19 protein-coding genes are annotated in these 19,096 nt (G+C 66.9%); 5 read left to right on the forward strand and 14 right to left on the reverse strand.

Going from position 1 to position 19,096, the window contains the following annotated elements; all coding sequences use genetic code 11:
• Positions 1 to 67: 67 nt before the first annotated feature.
• From V5F68_RS21845 to V5F68_RS21855, 3 genes are all read right to left on the reverse strand, one after another.
• Positions 68 to 997, reverse strand: coding sequence for a DMT family transporter (locus tag V5F68_RS21845; protein WP_394015303.1), 930 nt, complete (start codon positions 995 to 997; stop codon positions 68 to 70).
• Positions 998 to 1,037: 40 nt separating this feature from the next.
• Positions 1,038 to 1,790, reverse strand: a complete 753-nt coding sequence (locus tag V5F68_RS21850; RefSeq protein WP_394015302.1) for an SDR family NAD(P)-dependent oxidoreductase — start codon at positions 1,788 to 1,790, stop codon at positions 1,038 to 1,040.
• 346 nt (positions 1,791 to 2,136) lie between these two features.
• Positions 2,137 to 2,628 (reverse strand): MarR family winged helix-turn-helix transcriptional regulator, encoded by a 492-nt coding sequence (locus tag V5F68_RS21855; RefSeq protein ID WP_348845623.1) that lies wholly within the window; start codon positions 2,626 to 2,628, stop codon positions 2,137 to 2,139.
• 248 nt (positions 2,629 to 2,876) lie between these two features.
• On the opposite strand from V5F68_RS21855, the gene V5F68_RS21860 reads away from it, so the two are divergent.
• Together V5F68_RS21860 and V5F68_RS21865 are read left to right on the forward strand one after the other, a co-directional pair.
• The gene (locus V5F68_RS21860; RefSeq protein WP_394015301.1) at positions 2,877 to 3,692 is read left to right on the forward strand and encodes a creatininase family protein; all 816 of its coding nucleotides are present in this window, start codon (positions 2,877 to 2,879) and stop codon (positions 3,690 to 3,692) included.
• On the forward strand, positions 3,689 to 4,702 hold the full coding sequence (locus V5F68_RS21865; protein ID WP_394015300.1) for an Ldh family oxidoreductase: 1,014 nt from the start codon (positions 3,689 to 3,691) through the stop codon (positions 4,700 to 4,702). The genes V5F68_RS21860 and V5F68_RS21865 overlap by 4 nt, the downstream gene beginning before the upstream one ends.
• Positions 4,703 to 4,749: 47 nt before the next feature.
• Here V5F68_RS21865 and V5F68_RS21870 read toward each other — a convergent pair whose 3' ends face one another.
• The 11 genes from V5F68_RS21870 to mobA form a co-directional block, all read right to left on the reverse strand.
• The gene (locus tag V5F68_RS21870; RefSeq protein ID WP_394015299.1) at positions 4,750 to 5,409 is read right to left on the reverse strand and encodes an NUDIX domain-containing protein; all 660 of its coding nucleotides are present in this window, start codon (positions 5,407 to 5,409) and stop codon (positions 4,750 to 4,752) included.
• On the reverse strand, positions 5,406 to 7,037 hold the full coding sequence (locus V5F68_RS21875; protein WP_394015298.1) for an ABC transporter ATP-binding protein: 1,632 nt from the start codon (positions 7,035 to 7,037) through the stop codon (positions 5,406 to 5,408). Before V5F68_RS21875 ends, V5F68_RS21870 begins: the two co-directional genes overlap by 4 nt.
• Positions 7,027 to 7,545, reverse strand: a complete 519-nt coding sequence (locus V5F68_RS21880) for a type II toxin-antitoxin system VapC family toxin (protein WP_394015297.1) — start codon at positions 7,543 to 7,545, stop codon at positions 7,027 to 7,029. The genes V5F68_RS21875 and V5F68_RS21880 overlap by 11 nt, the downstream gene beginning before the upstream one ends.
• Complete coding sequence (locus tag V5F68_RS21885; RefSeq protein ID WP_394015296.1) at positions 7,499 to 7,765, reverse strand: hypothetical protein; 267 nt, start codon at positions 7,763 to 7,765, stop codon at positions 7,499 to 7,501. Before V5F68_RS21885 ends, V5F68_RS21880 begins: the two co-directional genes overlap by 47 nt.
• Before the next feature lie 34 nt (positions 7,766 to 7,799).
• Positions 7,800 to 8,978, reverse strand: a complete 1,179-nt coding sequence (locus V5F68_RS21890; RefSeq protein ID WP_394015295.1) for an ABC transporter permease — start codon at positions 8,976 to 8,978, stop codon at positions 7,800 to 7,802.
• Between the two features lie 3 nt (positions 8,979 to 8,981).
• The gene (locus V5F68_RS21895; protein WP_394015294.1) at positions 8,982 to 10,094 is read right to left on the reverse strand and encodes a microcin C ABC transporter permease YejB; all 1,113 of its coding nucleotides are present in this window, start codon (positions 10,092 to 10,094) and stop codon (positions 8,982 to 8,984) included.
• A 46-nt stretch (positions 10,095 to 10,140) separates the two neighbouring features.
• Entirely contained in the window at positions 10,141 to 12,060 is a 1,920-nt protein-coding gene (locus tag V5F68_RS21900) for an extracellular solute-binding protein (RefSeq protein WP_394015293.1), read from the reverse strand.
• Complete coding sequence (locus tag V5F68_RS21905; RefSeq protein ID WP_394015292.1) at positions 12,057 to 13,952, reverse strand: extracellular solute-binding protein; 1,896 nt, start codon at positions 13,950 to 13,952, stop codon at positions 12,057 to 12,059. The genes V5F68_RS21900 and V5F68_RS21905 overlap by 4 nt, the downstream gene beginning before the upstream one ends.
• A 243-nt stretch (positions 13,953 to 14,195) precedes the next feature.
• Positions 14,196 to 15,626, reverse strand: coding sequence for a homospermidine synthase (locus tag V5F68_RS21910; RefSeq protein ID WP_394015291.1), 1,431 nt, complete (start codon positions 15,624 to 15,626; stop codon positions 14,196 to 14,198).
• Between the two features lie 399 nt (positions 15,627 to 16,025).
• Positions 16,026 to 16,418: a group II truncated hemoglobin gene (locus tag V5F68_RS21915; protein ID WP_348845611.1), complete on the reverse strand. Its 393-nt coding sequence runs from the start codon at positions 16,416 to 16,418 to the stop codon at positions 16,026 to 16,028.
• Positions 16,419 to 16,453: 35 nt separating this feature from the next.
• Entirely contained in the window at positions 16,454 to 17,104 is a 651-nt protein-coding gene (gene mobA, locus V5F68_RS21920) for a molybdenum cofactor guanylyltransferase (protein ID WP_394015290.1), read from the reverse strand.
• Positions 17,105 to 17,259: 155 nt separating this feature from the next.
• On the opposite strand from mobA, the gene V5F68_RS21925 reads away from it, so the two are divergent.
• The 3 genes from V5F68_RS21925 to V5F68_RS21935 are packed head-to-tail and all read left to right on the forward strand — an operon-like array spanning position 17,260 to position 19,094.
• The gene (locus V5F68_RS21925; protein ID WP_394015289.1) at positions 17,260 to 17,475 is read left to right on the forward strand and encodes a hypothetical protein; all 216 of its coding nucleotides are present in this window, start codon (positions 17,260 to 17,262) and stop codon (positions 17,473 to 17,475) included.
• Positions 17,472 to 18,218: a zinc ABC transporter ATP-binding protein AztA gene (gene aztA / locus V5F68_RS21930; protein WP_394015288.1), complete on the forward strand. Its 747-nt coding sequence runs from the start codon at positions 17,472 to 17,474 to the stop codon at positions 18,216 to 18,218. Before V5F68_RS21925 ends, aztA begins: the two co-directional genes overlap by 4 nt.
• A 3-nt stretch (positions 18,219 to 18,221) precedes the next feature.
• The gene (locus tag V5F68_RS21935) at positions 18,222 to 19,094 is read left to right on the forward strand and encodes a metal ABC transporter permease (protein ID WP_394015287.1); all 873 of its coding nucleotides are present in this window, start codon (positions 18,222 to 18,224) and stop codon (positions 19,092 to 19,094) included.
• The last annotated feature ends 2 nt before the right edge of the window (positions 19,095 to 19,096 follow it).

Raw genomic sequence — 19,096 nt, forward strand, 5'->3', positions numbered from 1 at the left:
CTGTGCCTTGCAGCATAAGGCCTATTTTGACGAAAGCGAGGAAGCGGCGGGACTTTTCCCTGTTTCCTCACTCGGGCGTCGTCGCATAGAGGGTCTTGCGCGCCCGGTCTTTTCGCTCCTGCAAGAGAAGATAGATTCCCGAACTCACCACCACCGCCGCGCCCGCCAGCGTCCATCCGCTCGGCAGGTTGCCGAACATCAGCCAGCCGAGCACGATCATGGAAATGATCTGGGTGTAGATGAAGGGCGAGAGCGTCGCCGCCGGTGCGCGGGCGTGGGCGAGGATGAGCAGGAAATGCCCCGCGCCCACCACCACGCCCAATTCCAGCATGGCGCCGAACACCATCGGCTCGTGCGGCGTTTCCCACACCCAGAATAGCGGCACCGAGGCCACCACCGCGCCCACCAGGGAGGAATAGAACAAGGTGGTCTGGGAGGCGTCGGTCGCCGCCAGCATGCGCGTGGTGATGCCGTAGAGCGAATAGCAGACCGCCGCCGCCAGCGAGAGCAGGGCGGCGGGATGGATGCCGCCCACGCCCGGCCGCGCCACCAGCACGATGCCGGCAAAGCCCACCAGGATCGCCGCCCACCGCCGCACCCCGATCCATTCGCCCAGCATCGGCCCGGCGAACAAAGCGACGAAGAAGGGGGTCGAGAACATGATGGAGACGGTCTGGTCGAGCTGCAGATATTGCAGGGCGTAGAAGTTGAGTGCGGTGCAGGCGAACAGCAAGGCGGAGCGGAACAATTGCAGCCCCGGCCGGCGCGTGCGCATCAGCCCCGGCACGGTCCAGGGATTGAACACCAGAAGCGCCAGTACGAACTGCACCACATAGCGCGCCCACACCACGACGAACACGTTCACGTGCCCGCTGAGCCATTTGGCCGTCGCGTCGCTGAGCGCGAAGCAGATCACCGCCAGGCACATGAGGCCGATGCCGACGAGCGTCGAATCGCGCCGCCCCGAGACCTGCACCTTGTGTCCGGCGATGTTCATGGAAGGCTTCCCGGCGCCGCGGCCCGCGCGGCGCTGCTGGTCAATAGGTGGCGCGTCCCCCCGACAGGTCGAACACCGCGCCGGTGGTGAAAGAGCAGTCCGCCGAGGCGGCGAATGCGATGGTGGCGGCGGCTTCGTCGACCTTGAGGAAGCGGTTGCGGGGAATCTTCGAGAGCATGTAGGCGATGTGCTGTTCGCTGATCTGGTCGAAGATGGCGGTCTTGGCTGCGGCGGGGGTGACGCAATTCACCGCGATATCATAATCCGCCAGTTCCTTGCCCAGCGATTTCGTCAGCGCGATCACGCCGGCCTTGGAGGCCGAATAGGCCGAGGCGTTGGGATTGCCTTCCTTGCCCGCGATGGACGCGACATTGACGATGCGCCCGTAATTCTGGGCGATCATGCCCGGCACCACGGCGCGGCAGCAATTGAACGGGCCGTTGAGATTGATCGCCATCACCTGCGCCCAGGCGTCGGCGGGATAGTCCCACGTCTTATGATTGGGTCCGGCGATGCCGGCATTGTTGACGAGGATATGGATCGCCCCGAGCGCGGCGAGGGTTTCATCGCGGGCGCGCTCCACCTCGGCGAGGCTGGTCACGTCCACCGCCACGGGCACCACCTTGTCGCGGCCGAGCGTGTCCGCGACGCTCTGCGCCAGGCCGGCGTCGCGGTCCCAGATGGCGACCTTGGCGCCGGAGGCGAGGAAGCGCTCCACCACGGCGCGGCCGATGCCCTGGGCCCCTCCGGTGACGACAGCGCAGCGTCCATTGAGATCGATGGCGTTGGACATGACTCCCCTTTCCGACCGAAGTGAAGATTCGGCTCTTAATCGATTAGATTTCCAGCAATACCGCGTGCGCGCGGGATGGGCAAAGCTCTAATCTTGCATGGATCGGGAAAGGGCCCATGCGCGCGGAGCGGGGCCGCGCGATCGGCAAATCGCCGGCCCCGGTTTCGGCGCCGGCGCGGCGCTCGCGGGCCTTGGCCGGAGCGTGCGCGCGATGCTTTCGGTCCTGCAAGATCTGCCTTGCAAGATCTGCCCAGTGAGCTCTGCCCTGCAAGACCAGATCTGCAACCTCTCCCCGGCAAGAGCCGCCCAGCAACCGCCGGGCTCAGCTCGCGGCCGGGGACGGCGCTCAATTGTCGTCTTCGTCGTCCGCCGGCTCGACGTCATCGTCCGCGCCGCCATCGGCCCCGAGGCGCAGCGCGAGGTTCTTTTCCACCTTGCGCAGCAATTTGCGCAGGCGCTTGCGCTCCTTGCTTTCGAGGCCGGCGACCATCTCGTTTTCCAGGGTTTCCCAGACATGGTCGATGGCGCTGCCCTTGTCGCGGCCGGCAGCGGTGAGGAACACGCGCACCAGGCGCCCGTCGCCGTCGGTGGCGCGGCGTTCCACCAGGCCCTGCGTCGTGAGGCGGGCGATGGTTTTGGAGGCCGTGGGCGGGCGCACACGCAAGGCCGTGGCGAGATCGCCCATGGTGCGGCCGTCCTCGTCGATCAGCAGTTTCAGCACCGATTCCTGCCCCGGAAACAATCCGAGATCCGCCAGCAGCCGCGCGGACAGGGCTTTTTGCAGCCGCGCCGTATGTGTGAGCCGGTAGCCGATGGTCTTTGCGATCGGATCCTTCATCCCAACCCCCTGGCGCGCCCCAGCACAATCGTCCGCAGGCCGTCGATTGCCGCGCGCAGCCTACCTTATCCACGCGCCGGCTTACAATTTTGCGAAGGTCTTGTGCCGATTGGGAGACAAGGGCCGCGCCGGCGTGCTTGCGGTGCAGCAGACACGCTCCTAATGTCCGCGCCGAAAACGCGGGCGCGCCGCCCCAGGCGCCCGCCCCGCGACCACGATGACACCGGCATGACCCCACGGGTTCTTCCATGACACACCGATTCTGGGCCGCGCTGTCGTCGCCGGCGCTCGCGGCGTTGGACCGCGCGGCGGCGATCGCCATCCTCCCGGTCGCGGCGGTGGAACAGCATGGGCCCCATCTGCCGCTCGGCACGGACACGTTCATTTCCCAGGGCTATATCGACCGCATCCTGCCCTTGCTGCGCCCGGACTTAACAGCCCTGTTCCTGCCCATCCAGGCGGTGGGCAAGTCCGACGAGCACCTCTCCTTCACCGGCACGCTCACCCTGTCGCCGGAAACCGCGCTGCGCGCCTGGACAGAGATCGGCGATGCGGTGGCCCGCGCCGGCATCCGCCGCCTGGTGCTGCTCAACACCCACGGCGGCAACGTGCCGGTGATGGATCTCGTGTCGCGCACGCTTCGGGTGCGCCACAAGATGCTGGCGGTGAACGTCTCCATGCACCGTTTCGGTTATCCGGAAGGGCTGTTCGCGCCGCAGGAGCGGGCGCACGGCATCCATGGCGGGGATATCGAGACCTCGCTGATGCTCGCCTTCCGCCCCGATCTGGTGGACATGGCGCAGGCGCGCGACTTCGCGCCCTGGAGCATCGCCATGGAACGCCAGTTCACCCAGCTGCGCGCCAACCATCCCGTCGGCTTCGGCTGGATGAGCGAGGATCTAAGCCCCGCCGGCGCCATGGGCGATGCCCGCCCGGCCAGCGCGGAAAAGGGCGCGGCGGCGGCGGAGTTCGGTGCCCGCGCCTTCGTCGCCCTGCTTGAGGATGTCGCCGCCTTCGACCTCACACGGTTCGATGCGCGGCCTGAAGGAGAAGACCCGTTATGACCGAGGGCCGCAGGCTCGATATGGACGGCGCGCGTGCCTATGCCGCCGCCGCGCTCCAGCATTTCAACACCAGTGCGGAAAACGCGGCCGTGGTCGCCGAGGCGCTGGTGGCGGCGGAAGCCGACGGCCTGCCCAGCCACGGGCTCGCCCGGCTGCCGAGCTATGGCCTCCAGGCGCTCGCCGGCAAGATCGACGGCCATGCCGTGCCCACGCACCGCAAGGCCGCGCCTTCGGTGGTCGGCGTCGATGCCGCCAACGGCTTTGCCTATCCCGCCGTGCGGCTCGCGGAACAGCACCTCGTGCCGCTGGCGAAGGAAATGGGCATCGCGATTGCCGGCATCCGCCGCTCCAGTCATTTCGGCGTCGCCGGCCATCCGGTGGAGCGCATGGCGGAGGCGGGGCTGATCGCGCTCGCCTTCACCAATGCGCCCGCCTCCATCGCGCCCTGGGGCGGACGGCGCCCCGTGTTCGGCACCAATCCCATCGCGTTCGCGACCCCGCTGCTGGACCGGCCGCCGGCGGTGGTGGATCTGTCCGTCTCCAAGGTCGCGCGCGGCTATATCCTCGCCGCCGCGCAGAAGGGCGAGCCGATCCCCGAGGGCTGGGCGCTGGATACCGAGGGGCGCGCCACCACCGACGCCAAGGCGGGTCTGGCCGGCACCATGGTGCCCATGGGCGAGGCCAAGGGCACGGCGCTCGCCTTCATGGTGGAGGTGCTCTCCGCCGCGCTGAACGCGGCCACTTTCGCCATCGATGCCCCGTCCTTCTTCGACGGCGAAGGCCCGCCGCCCGCCATCGGCCAGACCCTGGTGGCGATCAATCCCGGCGCGCTGGGCGGCCCTGGCTATCTCGACCATCTGGCGCGGCTGGTGGAAGCCATCGAGGGCCAGGAGGGCGCGCGCCTGCCCGGCTCGCGCCGCATCGCCGCCCGCGCCCATGCCGCGCAGGAGGGGGTGCTGGTGAGCGCCGCCCTGGAGCGCGAACTCGCGAAACTCGGCTTCGGCGCTTAGCGCCGCGGCACGAGGTGAGGCTTGGGGGCGAAGCTTGGGGGCGAAGCTCAGGCTTCGGCCCGGGCCTTGGCCGCGAGCTCGGCCAGATGCGCGCGGTTGAGCGCCAGCCATTGCAGCGCGATGCGGGTATAGCCGTTCATCACGCAGCCGGGGCTGAGCATGCCGAGCGCATCATCCAGGCTCAAGGTGAAGGGCGCCGTGACCTCGTGCTCATGGGCGAGGCCCGCGCGGGCGGGCAAAGCGTGGGAATCCACGATGCCGAGGTAGAGCGTGCAGATTTCGTCGGTCACGCCCGGCGTCGGCATGAATTTGAACAGCTCTTCCAGGCGCGTCGGCGCGACGCCGATCTCCTCCAGGCATTCGCGATGGGCGGCGGCGGCCGGCGCCTCGCCGGGATCGACCCGCCCGGCGACGATCTCCACCATCCGCCCGAGGCCGGTGGCGAGATGGGCCGCGAGGCGAAACTGGTGGATCAGCACCACGCGGTCGCGCGCCGGATCGAAGCACAGCACCCCGACCACCCGTCCGCCGACCACGATATCGCGTTGCGACGTCTCCGCCGCGCCGCCCGGCTCGTGATGCAGCTTCACCTCATAGCGCAGATAGTCGCGAAACCCCTTGCCCAGCAGATGGGGCGGGGACACCTCGGCCTGCGCGGCCGCATCGCCATGGGCGCGCGGGGGCGCGGTCCTGCTCGGCTCGGTCATTGCGCGGTCACTCCCGGCTGGGCGGTTTCCAGATTGAAGGCGGCGGCGAACAGGGCCTTGGTATAGGCTTCCTTCGGGTTTTGGAATACCTCTCGCGCCGGGCCTTCCTCCACCATCTTGCCGTTGCGCATCACCAGGATGCGGCTCGCCAGCGCGGACACCACCCGCAGGTCGTGGGAGATGAACATATAAGTGAGCGACCGGCGCCGCTGCAGGGCGCGCAGCAATTCCACGATCTGCGCCTGCACCAGCATATCGAGCGCACTGGTGGGCTCGTCCAGCACCACGAACGAGGGTTCGAGTGCCATCGCCCGCGCGATTGAGATGCGCTGGCGCTGGCCGCCGGAAAATTCGTGCGGATAGAGGTGCCGGCTTTCCGGGTCGATGCCCACGTCGGCGAGCGCGGCGATCACGCGCTGCTCGCGCGCGTCGGCGTCGAGCCCCTTCTGGTGCACGCGCAGGCCCTCGCCGACGATGTCCTCGATGGACATGCGCGGGGAGAGCGCGCCGTAGGGATCCTGGAACACGATCTGCATGTCCGCCCGCAGGGGCCGCAATTGCTTGAAGCGCAGGCCGTCGATGCGGTTGCCGAGGAAGGCGATGGGGCCGTTGGACGAGATGAGGCGCAGCAGAGCGAGGCCGAGCGTGGTCTTGCCCGAGCCGGATTCGCCCACCACGCCCAGGGTCTCGCCCTCGTGGATGTCGAGCGTGACCCCGTCCACCGCCTTCACATAGCCGATGGTGCGGCGAAGGATGCCGCGCTTGATGGGAAAATGCACCTTCAGGTCCTGCGCCGAGACCACCACTTTCGCGTCCGGCGCGGCGGGGGCGGGATCGGGCTTGGGCTCCGCATGCAGCAGCGCCTGGGTGTAGGGGTGCTTGGGATGGAGGAAGGTCTCCTCCGCCCCGCCCTGCTCGACGATCTCGCCCTTGCTCATCACGCACACCCGGTCGGCGATCTTGCGCACGATGCCGAGGTCGTGGGTGATGAACAGCATCGCCATGCCCATGCGCGCCTGGAGATCCTTCAGCAGCTTGAGGATCTGCGCCTGGACCGTGACGTCCAGCGCGGTGGTGGGCTCATCGGCGATCAAGAGGTCCGGTTCGTTGGCGAGCGCCATGGCGATCATGACGCGCTGGCGCTGGCCGCCGGAGAGCTGGTGGGGATAATCCGACAGCCGCCGCTCGGGATCGGGAATGCCCACCTCGTGCAGCAATTCCAGCGTGCGTTCGCGCACCTGCGTGCCGCCCATGCCGCGATGGAGGATGAGCATCTCGCCGATCTGCTGGGCGATGGTATGCAGCGGGTTGAGCGAACTCATGGGTTCCTGGAACACCATGGTCACGTCATTGCCGCGCACGCCGCGCAACTCCCGCTCCGGCAAGGTGAGCAGGTCGCGGCCCTTGAACAGGATCTTGCCGGTGGGATGGCTCGCGGCCGGATAGGGCAGGAGTTTGAGCACCGAGAGCGCGGTGACGGACTTGCCCGAGCCGGACTCGCCGACCAGCGCGACCGTCTCGCCCGGCGCGACATCGAACGAGACGTTCTTCACCGCCAGAAAATCCCCGCCCACCCGGCGGAAGGCGACGGACAGGTCTTGCACGGAGAGGAGGGGATCAGTGGGCACGCGCCGAAATCTCCTTAAAGAGCCGCCAGACATTGTCCTCGGTCGTGAGGACCTTGGAGATTTCGGGGGGAGTCCAAAGCGTTGTATCTCGGGTGAGAAAGAACCGGCACCCCACTGCAACGGCGCTGGCGACATGGATCGCATCGGGAAGCTTCATGGATTTCTCCTTGGCCCGAATTTCCGCCGCCGTATGCAGGACACGACGAACAACTGGCACCACTTCGATCTGATCGTTCGTGATGGTCCAATTGTCATAGACGCTCACCAACTCGGCCCTGCGGGTTTCCAGCGGCTTGACCAATAGCTCACTGAGAGTCAGCTCGCTGGTAACGAGCGGTTGCAGTTTCCAATCGCCTTCCGCAAGGAAGAGCGCTTCGAGCGCCCTCGAAATCGGCCCTTGCCCCTCGAAAACATCAATAAATACATTAGTGTCGAGATAGATCCTCGCTTCGTCCTGCGGATCAGGTATCCCACTCATCGCGCAGCTTTCTGATGCGTTCGACAGCATCGTCTCCGATGGGCATGGCCCTTTGCGCAAGAGCGCGCGCTTCGGCAAAGGTCATTCGCTTGGGATTGCGAGCGACTTCCCTTAAAGACGGCTCGATCGTATCCCTACGTCCGCCTTCGTCTTCCACCGTTACTGTCACCGTCACGCCCGCAGGCAATCCGTCCCGCAGATCCTCCGGCAATTTCTCCACGGGATAATGCTCCCGCACGATCCTGTTCATAGCTTCATCTCCATGGCGTGCATCCTACCACACCTCACCCGAAGGTCTTGCGCGGGTCGAAGGCGTCGCGCACCGCCTCGCCGATGAAGATCAGAAGGCTCAGCATCAATCCCACGGTGAAGAAGCCGGCAAGGCCCAGCCAGGGGGCCTGGACGTTGGATTTGCCTTGCGAGAGCAGTTCGCCCAGCGAGGGCGAGCCGGGCGGCAGGCCGAAGCCGAGGAAGTCCAGGGCGGTCAGCGTCATCACCGAGGAGGAGAGGATGAACGGCAGGAAGGTGAGCGTCGCCACCATGGCGTTGGGCAAAAGGTGCCGCACCATGATGGTGAAATTGTTCACGCCCAAGGCGCGCGCCGCCTGCACATATTCGAAATTGCGCGCGCGCAGGAATTCCGCCCGCACCAGGCTCACCAGCGAGACCCAGGAGAATAGCAGCAGGATGCCCAGCAGCACCCAGAAGCCGGGCACCAGCACCGAGGAGATGATGAGCAGCAGGTAGAGCGAGGGGATGGAGGTCCACACCTCGATGAAGCGCTGGAACAGAAGGTCCACCCAGCCGCCGAAATAGCCCTGGACCGCGCCTGCCGCGACCCCGATGGCGGAAGAGACGAGGGTCAGCGCGAGCCCGAACAGCACCGAGATGCGGAAGCCGTAGATCAGGCGTGCCAGCACATCGCGGCCCTGGTCGTCGGTGCCCAGCCAATTGTATTCGAGCCCCGAGCAGCCGGAGACGCCCTTGCGCTCGGCCACCGATTTGCACTGCTCCTCGCTCAGCATCCAGGTGGGCGGCGAGGGGGCGGGGGTCGGCAGGTCCAGATTGTGAGTGGAATAGCTGAAATGCACCGGCGGCCAGATCATCCAGCCGCCCTTCTCGTCGATCAGCTTGCGCAGATAGGGATCGCGATAATCCGCCGTGGTCTCGAAATCGCCGCCGAACGTGGTTTCGGGATAAGCGGTCAGCACGGGGAAATAATAGGCGCCATCGAAGCGCACCACGATCGGCCGGTCGTTGGCGATGAATTCCGCGAACAGGCTGAGCACGAACAGGATCATGAACAGCACGAAGGACCACCAGCCGCGCCTGTTGGCGCGGAAATTGGCGATGCGCCGCCGGTTGAGCGGCGAGAAGAAGGGCCGCTTGGTCGGCTTCGCCGTCGGCATGGGGGCCGGCGGGGTGGCGGGGGCGGTCTGGGGAAGGGTGGGCAGGGCCGTCATGGTTCAGACGTCCCGCGTCTCGAAATCGATCCGCGGATCGACCAGCATGTAGGTGAGGTCCGACAGGAGGCCGACCACGAGGCCCGCCAGTGAAAAGATATAGAGCGTGCCGAACACCACCGGATAATCGCGGTTCAGCACGCTCTCGAAGCCCAGCAGGCCGAGCCCGTCGAGGGAGAAGATGGTCTCGATCAGCAGCGAGCCGGTGAAGAAGGCGGAGATGAAGGCGCCGGGAAAGCCGGCGATGACGATCAGCATCGCGTTCCGGAACACGTGGCGATAGAGCACGCTGCGCTCGGAGAGCCCCTTCATGCGGGCGGTGGTGACATATTGCTTGCGGATCTCTTCCAGGAACGAATTCTTGGTCAGCAAGGTCATGGTGGCGAAGGCGCCGAGCACCATGGAGGTGAGCGGCAGCACCAGGTGCCAGCCATAATCGGCGATGCGCGCGGGCCAGGACATCTGGCTCCAATTGTCCGAGGTGAGGCCGCGCAGCGGAAACCAATCCAGGAACGAGCCGCCGGCGAACAGGATGATCAGCAGGATGGCGAACAGGAAGGACGGGATGGCATAGCCGACGATGATCACCGCCGAGGTCCACACATCGAAGCGCGAGCCGTCGCGCATGGCCTTGGAGATGCCGAGCGGGATCGAGATGGCGTAGGTCAAAAGCGTCATCCACAGGCCGAGCGAGATCGAGACCGGCATCTTCTCCGCGATCAGGTCGATGACGCGAATGTCGCGGAAATAGGAGCGGCCGAAATCGAAGGTCGCGTAATTCTTGATCATCAGCCAGAAGCGCTCATAGGCCGGCTTGTCGAAGCCGAACTGCTTCTCCAGCTCCTGGATGAATTTCGGATCCAGCCCCTGGGCGCCGCGATATTTCGAGGCCGAGGCATCCGCCCCGCCGCCGCCCGGCAACGTGGCGCCGCCGGCGAAATCGCCGCCCTGGCCGGAAATGCGCGAGGTGGCGGAGGCGCCGTCGCCGGTCAGCTGCGCGATCACCCGTTCCACCGGGCCGCCCGGCGCAAACTGCACCACCACGAACGAAACCAGCATGATGCCGAGGATGGTCGGGATCATGAGCGCGACACGGCGGATGATATAAGCGAGCATCGGGTCTCCAGGTTCGGGCCGACGGTGCGGGCTCTGGCGGGCGGCGTCAACCGCCCTTTACGGGCGGCAGGGAGGATGCCGGCTTCTGCCACCAGGTGTCGAGCACGCCGCGATCATATTTCGGCTTCACGGCGGGGCGCTCGAACAGGTCCCAATAGGCGACCCAATGGGAGGCCTTGTTCCATTGCGGCACCCAATAGCGGCCGGCGCGCAGCACCCGGTCGAGCGCGCGGCAGGCGGTGACAAGGTCTGGACGGGTCTGGGCGCCCAGCGCCACGTCGATCAGCCCGTCCACGGCGGTATCGGAAATGCCGGAGAGATTGTTCGAGCCGCGCGTGCGCGCCGCCTCGCTGCCGAAATAGGCGCGCAATTCCTCGCCAGGATTGAGCGATACCGAATAGCGGCGCACCACGATGTCGAAGTCGAAATCCTTCAGCCGCGCCTGATATTGCGCGGGATCGACGATGCGATAGGTGGCGTCGATGCCGAGCAGCTTCAGATTGCCGATGAAGCGGGCGGTGTGGCGCTCGAACGAGCCCTCGTCGTCCAGGAATTCGATCTGCAGCGGCTGGCCCTTGCCGTCCACCAGCTTGCCTTGCTGGATGGTATAGCCGGCTTCCTTCAGCAAGGCGGCCGCGCGGCGCAGCAGGGCGCGGTCCTGGCCAGAGCCGTCGGTGACGGGCGGCGCATAGGCCTCCTCGAACACATCCTGCGGCAGGCGCTCGGCATAGGGGCGCAGCAGCTTTTCTTCCGCCGGCGAAGGCTTGCCCTGCGCCATCAGGTCGGAATTCTGGAAGAACGACCAAGTGCGCTCATACTGGCCGAACATCAGGTTCTTGTTGGTCCATTCGAAATCGAAGGCGAGCGAGATCGCCTCGCGCACCGAGCGGTCGAAGAATTTCGGCCGGCGGGTGTTGAAGAACCAGCCCTGCGCGCCCGAGGGGGTCTCGTCCGGCAGAACGTCGCGCTTCACATGGCCGTCGCGCAGTGCGGGGAAATCATATTGGGTGGACCAGGCGCGCGAGGTGAATTCCTCGCGGAACAGATAGACGCGGGCCTTGAACGCCTCGAAGCCGACATCCCGATCGCGGAAATATTCGAAGCGCAGGGTGTCGAAATTGTTGCGCCCTACGTTCACGGGCAGGTCCTTGGCCCAATAGTCCTTCACCCGGTCGTATTCGATATAGCGGCCGGATTCGAAGCGGCCGATCTTGTAGGCGCTGCTGCCGAGCGGCGGCTCCAGCGTCGTCTCCTCGAACTTGTGCTTGGTATAATAGGCCTTGGAGAAGATCGGCAGGCTCGCGGCATAGAGCGGCACGTCGCGCGGACGCTGCGCGGTGAAGCGCAGGTTCACGGTGCCCGTCCCGCCCGCCTCGGCGCCGGTGAACTCGCGCAGCGCCTGGCGGATCAGCGGATGGCCCTGCGCCTTCAGCGTGTTGAGCGAGAAGGCCACGTCCTCCGCCGTCAGCGGGGTGCCGTCGTGGAAGCGCGCCTCGGGGCGCAGGCGGAAGGTGTAGAGCTGGCCGCTATCCCCGATGGTCACGCCGGAAGCGACGAGGCCATAGAGCGCATCCGGCTCGTCGGTGGCGCGGGCCATCAGGCTGTCGAAGATCAGCGCCAGCCCCTGGGCGCCATCGCCGCGCAGGATGTAGCCGTTGAGCGAGTTGAAGGTCTGGAACGATTGGTTATAGGCCGCCGTCGGGCCGATCTGCGAAAACGTGCCGCCCTTGGGGGCGTCCGGGTTCACATAGTCGAAATGCTTGAAGTCCTTGGGATATTTCAGTTCGCCGAAGGAGGAGATGCCGTGTCGCTCCACCCCTGGCGCGGACGATGCGCCGCCTTCCGCCTCCGCCGCCGTCTTGCCGTCGGGCGTGGCCTGGGTCTGGCTGAACGCCGGCCGGGCGAGCAGCGTGACCCCGCCGGCGGCGGCGAGGCGCAACAGGGTGCGGCGATCGAAATCGCTCATTGGCCGCGGGTCCCGACCTTCGCCGCCTTGGCCGCGTCCCACCACCAGATTTCGGGGAAGGCATAGGAATAGCGCGGCAGCTTTTCCGGATGGCTGAAGCGGTCCCAGCGGGCGGTGCGGGTGTAGCGCAGCGTCCAGGCGGGGATGACATAGTCGTTCCACAGCAGCGCGCGGTCGAGTGCGTGGGTCGCGGCCACCAGATCCTCGCGGCTGGTGGCGTAGATCACCTTCTCGATCAGCGCGTCGATGGCCGGATTGGAGATGCCGGCATAATTGCGCGAGCCGTCGCGCGTCGCGGAATCCGAGCCCCAGTAATCGCGCTGCTCATTGCCGGGCGAGAGCGACTGGCCCCAGCTCGCGACGATCATGTCGAAATCGCGCGAGCGGATGCGGTTGATATATTGTGAGGTATCCACCATCCGCACCGAGACGCCGATGCCGAGGCGTTCCAGCGCCGGCTTGTAGAACAGGGCGACGCGTTCGAAGGAGGGGCTCGTCAGCAGGATCTCGATGGTGAAGGGCGCGCCTGAGGCGTCCACCAGTTGCTTGCCCTTCACCACATATCCCGCCTGTTTCAGCAGGTCGGCAGCCATGCGCAGATTGCTGCGGCGGTCCTGGTCGGTGCCGTTGACGGGATTGACATAGGGCTTGGTGAAGACCTCGGCCGGCAGCTTGTCCTTCAGCGGGGTGAGGATTTCCAGCTCGCGCCCGGCGGGCAGGCCCGAGGAGGCCAGCTCCGTGCCGCTGAAATAGCTGTTCACCCGCTCGTACTGGTCGAAGAACAGAGTCTTGTTCATGCCCTCGAAGTCGAGCGCATAGTTCAGCGCCCGGCGCACGCGCGGGTCCTGGAACTTCGGCCGGCGCAGATTGGGCACGAACGCCTGCATGACACCGGAGGCGCGGTTCTCGAAGGTTTCGAGCAGCACCTTGCCGTCGGTCTTGGCCGGGAAGTCGTAGGCGGTGGCCCAGTTCTTGGCCGAGATCTCGACACGGAAGTCGTATTGGTCGGCCTTAAAGGCTTCCAGCTCCACCGTGTCGTCGCGATAATATTCGTAGCGGATCTCGTCGAAATTGTTCGTGCCGACATTCACCGGCAGGTTCGCGCCCCAATAATCCTTCACCCGTTCGTACACGATGGTGCGGCCGGGCACGAAGGACTTGATCTTGTAGGCACCCGAGCCGAGCGGCGCCTCCAGCGTGCCCTGGGTGATGTCGCGCTTCTTGCCGGTGCCGTCGGTGCCGGTCCACCAATGCTTGGGCAGCACCATCATCTCGCCGACGATCTGCGGCAGTTCGCGATTGCCGCCCTGGTCGAAGGTGAAGGTCACCTCCCGTTCGCCGGTCTTCTGAACCTCTTTCACGTGGCGATAATAGAAGGCCTGCCCGGGATTGTTCTTGGTGAGCACGTCGAACGACCAGATCACATCGTCGGGGGTGATCGGCGTGCCGTCATGCCATTTCGCCTCCGGCCGCAGGCGATAGGTGACGGAGGAGAAATCCGGCGGAAAGCGGATGCCGTCCGCGATCAGGCCATAGGCGGTCGCCACCTCGTCGCGGGACTGGGTGGTGAGCGTATCGTAGATCAGGCCGAGCCCCGCGCCCGGCGTGCCGCGGGTGATGATCGCGTTGAAGCTGTCGAAGGTGCCGTTCTCGGACAGGCGCACGGTGCCGCCCTTGGGCGCGTCCGGGTTCACATAGTCGAAATGCTTGAAATCCGCCGGATATTTCGGCGTGCCCATCAGCGAGGTCGCGAAACGGAAGGGGCCGGCGTCGGCCGGTGCTGCGGCCGGGGTCGAGGCGCCCTGCGCGGCCGCGTCGCGGATCGTCCCCGGCAGGCCCAGAACGGGCAGGAGGGAAACGAGGAGGGCGGCGAGGCGGACCTTCACATGCATCAGCGGCTCCGGAGGCTGGGATAAGCGACTGCGCTTCAGCCAATATCCGATTATGGCACCTGCCGCGACGGCATAAAAATGGCGGAGCGCACAGGCCGCGCCACATTCTCCCCGCCCGCCGTGCACGTTGCGGTGAGGAGCGGGCGGGCGGGAAAAGAAAAAGGCCCTCCCCGGCGGGGAGGGCCTCGTTCGAGCGGCGGCGGTTCGCTGCCGCCGCGGTCAGCGCATGATGCGACCTCGCGGTCAGCGCACGATGATGTTCTTGAACTGCCAGGGGTCTTCGCGGTCGATGTCCTCGGGGAACAGGTCCACGCGCTTGGTGAGCGGGGTCCAGTCGGTATAGGTGCCCTTCACCTCGCCGAGATAGGGCGCCTGCACCTGGAGGCAGCGGCGGAAGTCCATCTCGTCGGCTTCCACGATGCCGGCTTCCGGGTTTTCGAGCGCCCACACCATGCCCGCGAGCACGGCCGAGGTCACCTGGAGGCCGGTGGCGTTCTGATAGGGCGCGAGTTCGCGCGCTTCCTCGATGGAGAGGTGCGAGCCGTACCAATAGGCGTTCTTGGCATGGCCATAGACCAGCACGCCCAACTCGTCGCGGCCGTCGACGATCTCGTTCTCGTCGAGGATCTTCCAGGACGATTGCTGCACGCCGCCATTGCCGAACATCTCGTGCAGCGACAGCACCGCGTCGTTGCAGGGGTGGTAGGCATAATGGCAGGTGGGGCGATAGAGCACGTTCGCCCCGTCGCGCACGGTGAGATAGTCGGCGATCGAGATCGCCTCATTGTGCGTGACCAGATAGCCGAACTGCGGCCCCGGGGTCGGGGTCCAGCTGCGCACGCGGGTGTCCGCGCCGGGCCGCATGAGATAGATGGCGGCGCCGCAGCCGCTCGCATGGGTGCGCCCGTCCGGGGGAAGCTGCTTCTCGTGCGTGCCCCAGCCGAGTTCCGCCGGCTGCAGGCCCTCGGAGACGAAGCCTTCCACCGACCAGGTGTTGACGAACACGTCGGCGGGCTTGGGATCGCGGGCGCGCTGGGTGTCGCGTTCGGCGATGTGGATGCCCTTCACGCCGAGGGCGCGGGCGAGCTGCGCCCATTCCTCGCGGCTGGCGGGCTCCGGCCGGTCCAGCCCGGTATCGGCGGCGATGTTGAGCAGCGCCTGCTTCACGAACCAGGACACCATGCCCGGATTGGCGCCGCAGGTGGAGACGGCGGTGGGGCCGCCCGGCGAACGCCGGCGCGCATCCAGCAGGCCCTCGCGCAGCGCGTAATTGGAGCGCGCCTCGGGGCCGAGGGTGTTGTCGAAATAGAAGCCCTTCCAGGGCTCGATGACCGTATCGACATAGAGCGCGCCGATTTCCCGGCACAGTTCCATGATCGCGATCGAGGACACGTCCACCGAGAGATTGACGCAGAAGCCGCGCCCGCCGCCCGCCGTCAGCAGCGGGGTCAGCAGGTCGCGATAATTCTCAGCCGTCACCTCGGACTGGATGTAGCGCACGCCGCGCGCGTCCAGCAGAGCACGATCCTTGTCCACGGGGTCGATAACCACGAAGCGGGATTTGTCGAATTCGAAGTGACGCTCGATAAGCGGCAGCGTGCCGCGACCGATCGACCCGAAGCCGATCATCACAATGGGTCCATCGATTTTCGCGTGAACCGGCCATTGGCTCATGATGGGGAATACTCCTCGTCAACGCCCAGATGTAAGCGCGGCCGCACCATGCGGACGGCCGGTCCCGCCGTCAACACTTGCCCGGTGAAAAGTGAAGAAACACAAGGCTTGGGACGGGATTTTGCGGGCGCGGCGCGGGGTCGGGACGACATAAAAATGTCATGTGGAGTGCAGGTGCGGGCGCACCGCCCGCGATGCGCGAAAAGCCCGCGCCGCCCTGTGGGAAGCTGCCGTAGCGTCGTGCATGCGCGCGCCATGCACCCTCCGGCGCGCGCGGGGCGGGTCGCGCGCGCCTCAGGATCGGTCGATGGCCCTAACGCGCGCGGGGGCGGCGCTTTGCCGCCCGGATGCCGCGCCCGTGAAGCCAGCTGGCCCGCGCTTTGGAGGGGGCGGCGGCGGTCAGGCCCGATTCTGCATATGGGCGGCGAGCGCCTCCACGCGCGGCAGAAGCTCGGCGGCGGCGGTGCGGTCCGTGACCGTCTCGGCCAGCGCCTGGCGGAAGCACGCCAGCCAGCCGTCGCGCTCGGCCGGGCCGATGGCGGCTGGGAAATGGCGCATGCGCAGGCGCGGATGGCCGTTGCGGGCCACGTAATCGGACGGGCCGCCCAGCCAATAGGTAAGATATTCCTCCAGCTTGCGCGCACTGCCCTCCAGGCTCGGCGGATGGATGGCGCGGCATTCGGCAGCCTGCGGCAGCGTGTCCATCAAATGATAGAAACGCCCCACCAGCGCCCGCACGGCGCCTTCGCCGCCGATGCGCTCATAGAGGCTGGGATCCCCGACGTCTGGCATGTTTCCTTCCCGTTTTTCGCTATGTGCCCGGAAGCCTAGCGCGGCGCGCGCGCCGGCTCATCCTGGGGCGATTGCGGAGCTTCCCGCGCCTTGAGCCGCGCTTGTTCGAGGTCCGCCGGGGTATTGACGTTGAAGAAGATCTCCGCCTCCGCCGCATAGGCGGCCACATCGGACGGTGGCAGGATCACCGCATCGAGGGCGGCAATGAAGCCGTCCATGCGCAGCGCGCGGCGCGCGATGAAGGGCGGGATCAGCGACGCGATGCGGCGGGCATAGATGGCGTGCAGCGGCTGTAAGCCATAGCCGTCGCGCGGCACCGCGGCGTCGTGCGCGCCGAGGCTGGCGTTCAAATGGTGGATCAGCGGCGCGGAGATGAAAGGCATGTCGCAGGCGCACACGAACACCTTGTCGCCGCGCGCGCGGGTCAGGGCCGTATGCAGCCCGCCCAGTGCCCCGTTGCCCGCCTCGATATCGGGATAGACCACAAGCCCGCGGGCCGCATAAGGCTCGGGATCGGCCGCGATCACGATGAGTTCCTCGCACAGCGGCGCGAGGCGGGCGATCAGCCGGTCGATCACCGGCACGCCGCCCACCGTCACCAGGGCCTTGTTGATATGGCCCATGCGGCGGGCCTGGCCGCCGGCGAGAATGGCGGCGCTGAGGCCGGAAATGCGCTGCTCACTCATCTCGCTCTGCTCCACCCGCCGCCCGCCCGCGGTCGACCGGATATGGACGTCGCGTCCGGCCCTGGCAAGGCGCTGCGCTGCGTTCAAGAAAAAGTGGATCGGCTCGCCTTTGGTCATGCTGGACAGGCGTAAAGATACTCTGTATCAGAATGCCCATGACGTTGCTCGACCCCACTTCCCAGGCCCCGTCCCGCGCTGCTTCCCACGCCGCGCCCCATCGCCACAGCCACGCCCATGGGCCTTCCGGCGTGGTGGCGGTGGCCCGGCCGGTGACGTTCTCGGTGCTGCGCTCCTCGCTCGGGGCGCGGCTGGCGTTCGTGGCGGGCCTCAGCGCCGTCATGTGGGCGGGCGTGCTGTGGGTGATCTCGTGAACACTCCCATCCAGCTGCGCTTCCGCGACCTCACGCTCGGCTATGAGCGTCATCCGGCGGTCCATCACCTGGACGGCGCGGTGGAGGAAGGGGCCCTGCTCGCGGTCTGCGGACCGAACGGGGCCGGCAAGTCCACGCTCATGAAGGCCATTTCCGGCGCGCTGCGCCCGCTCGGCGGCGCCATCGAGCGCTGCGGGCTCGATTCCCGCGACATCGCCTATCTGCCCCAGGGGGCGGAGGTGGATCGCTCTTTTCCCATCAGCGTCTATGATCTGGTGGCGATGGGCCTGTGGCGCCGCGCCGGCCTGTTCGGCGGCATCGGCAAGGCCGACCACGCCCGCATCGCCGACGCCATCGCCGCGGTCGGCCTGACCGGCTTCGAGCGCCGGCCCATCGGCACGCTGTCCGGCGGGCAGATGCAGCGCACCTTGTTCGCGCGCCTGCTGCTGCAGGATGCGCGCCTGATCCTGCTGGACGAGCCGTTCAACGCGCTCGACGCCAAGACTGTTTCCGACCTGCTGGAGCTGGTGCGCCGCTGGCACGGGGAAAAGCGCACGGTGCTCGCGGTGCTGCACGATTTCGAATTGGTGCGCGCGCATTTCCCGCAGACCCTGCTTTTGGCCCGCACGCCGGTCGCGTGGGGCCCGACCGCCGAGGTGCTGGCGCCGGAGAACCTGCTTCTCGCCCGCCGCATGACCGAAGCGCCCCAGGATGGCGCCGCGCCCTGCAGCGCGGCGGCCTGAACCATGAACGCCTACGACCTGCTGGTCGGTCCGTTCGCGGAATTCGAATTCATGCGCCGCGCCTTGGTGGGCGTGTTCGCATTGGCGATCGGCGCCGGGCCGGTCGGCGCGTTCCTGATGCTGCGGCGGATGAGCCTGACCGGCGACGCCATGGCCCACGCCATCCTGCCCGGCGCGGCGCTGGGCTTCCTGGTGTCGGGGCTGAATCTCTACGCCATGACGCTCGGCGGCATCACCGCCGGGCTGCTGGTGGCGGTGGGCGCGGGGGTGATCGCCCGCGCGACGGAACTGAAGGAGGACGCCTCGCTCGCGGCCTTCTACCTGATCTCTTTGGCGCTGGGCGTGATGATCGTCTCGCTCAAGGGCTCGAACGTGGACCTTCTGCACGTGCTGTTCGGCACCGTGCTGGGGCTCGACGACCCGACGCTGATCCTGGTGGCCGGCATCGCCACGCTGACCTTGGTGACGCTGGCCATCATCTGGCGCCCGCTGGTGCTGGAATGCGTGGACCCGGCCTTCCTCGCCTCGGTGAGCCGGGCCGGCGGGCCGAGCCACATCGCCTTCCTGGCGCTGGTGGTGCTGAACCTCGTGGGCGGCTTCCATGCCCTGGGAACCTTATTGTCGGTGGGCCTGATGATGCTGCCCGCCGCCACCGCCCGCTTCTGGGTGCGCGACCTGACGCCCCTGGTGGCGCTGGCCACTTGCATTGCGTTCGCGAGCGGGGTCGTCGGCCTGCTCGTGTCCTACCATTTCGGCGCCCCCTCGGGGCCGGCCATCATCCTGGTGGCAGGCACCGCCTATGCGGTCTCCGTGCTCGTCGGGCCAGCCGGCGGCATCTTGTCCGGACGGGTCCGAAGACGGCATCTCGAAGCCTAACG

The organism is Roseixanthobacter pseudopolyaromaticivorans (assembly GCF_043195145.2).
Classification (GTDB): Bacteria; Pseudomonadota; Alphaproteobacteria; order Rhizobiales; family Xanthobacteraceae; genus NCEH01.

Excerpts from the sequence above, each read along its gene's own strand:
- V5F68_RS21850 (WP_394015302.1), bottom strand. The coding sequence starts at position 1,790 with ATGTCCAACGCCATCGATCTCAATGGACGCTGCGCTGTCGTCACCGGA.
- V5F68_RS21935 (WP_394015287.1), top strand. The coding sequence starts at position 18,222 with ATGAACGCCTACGACCTGCTGGTCGGTCCGTTCGCGGAATTCGAATTC.
- V5F68_RS21915 (WP_348845611.1), bottom strand. The coding sequence starts at position 16,418 with ATGCCAGACGTCGGGGATCCCAGCCTCTATGAGCGCATCGGCGGCGAA.
- V5F68_RS21885 (WP_394015296.1), bottom strand. The coding sequence starts at position 7,765 with ATGAACAGGATCGTGCGGGAGCATTATCCCGTGGAGAAATTGCCGGAG.
- V5F68_RS21910 (WP_394015291.1), bottom strand. The coding sequence starts at position 15,626 with ATGAGCCAATGGCCGGTTCACGCGAAAATCGATGGACCCATTGTGATG.
- V5F68_RS21890 (WP_394015295.1), bottom strand. The coding sequence starts at position 8,978 with ATGACGGCCCTGCCCACCCTTCCCCAGACCGCCCCCGCCACCCCGCCG.
- V5F68_RS21865 (WP_394015300.1), top strand. The coding sequence starts at position 3,689 with ATGACCGAGGGCCGCAGGCTCGATATGGACGGCGCGCGTGCCTATGCC.
- V5F68_RS21925 (WP_394015289.1), top strand. The coding sequence starts at position 17,260 with ATGACGTTGCTCGACCCCACTTCCCAGGCCCCGTCCCGCGCTGCTTCC.
- V5F68_RS21855 (WP_348845623.1), bottom strand. The coding sequence starts at position 2,628 with ATGAAGGATCCGATCGCAAAGACCATCGGCTACCGGCTCACACATACG.
- V5F68_RS21880 (WP_394015297.1), bottom strand. The coding sequence starts at position 7,545 with ATGCTGTCGAACGCATCAGAAAGCTGCGCGATGAGTGGGATACCTGAT.
- V5F68_RS21860 (WP_394015301.1), top strand. The coding sequence starts at position 2,877 with ATGACACACCGATTCTGGGCCGCGCTGTCGTCGCCGGCGCTCGCGGCG.
- V5F68_RS21845 (WP_394015303.1), bottom strand. The coding sequence starts at position 997 with ATGAACATCGCCGGACACAAGGTGCAGGTCTCGGGGCGGCGCGATTCG.
- V5F68_RS21870 (WP_394015299.1), bottom strand. The coding sequence starts at position 5,409 with ATGACCGAGCCGAGCAGGACCGCGCCCCCGCGCGCCCATGGCGATGCG.
- V5F68_RS21895 (WP_394015294.1), bottom strand. The coding sequence starts at position 10,094 with ATGCTCGCTTATATCATCCGCCGTGTCGCGCTCATGATCCCGACCATC.
- V5F68_RS21900 (WP_394015293.1), bottom strand. The coding sequence starts at position 12,060 with ATGAGCGATTTCGATCGCCGCACCCTGTTGCGCCTCGCCGCCGCCGGC.
- mobA (WP_394015290.1), bottom strand. The coding sequence starts at position 17,104 with ATGAGTGAGCAGCGCATTTCCGGCCTCAGCGCCGCCATTCTCGCCGGC.
- V5F68_RS21905 (WP_394015292.1), bottom strand. The coding sequence starts at position 13,952 with ATGCATGTGAAGGTCCGCCTCGCCGCCCTCCTCGTTTCCCTCCTGCCC.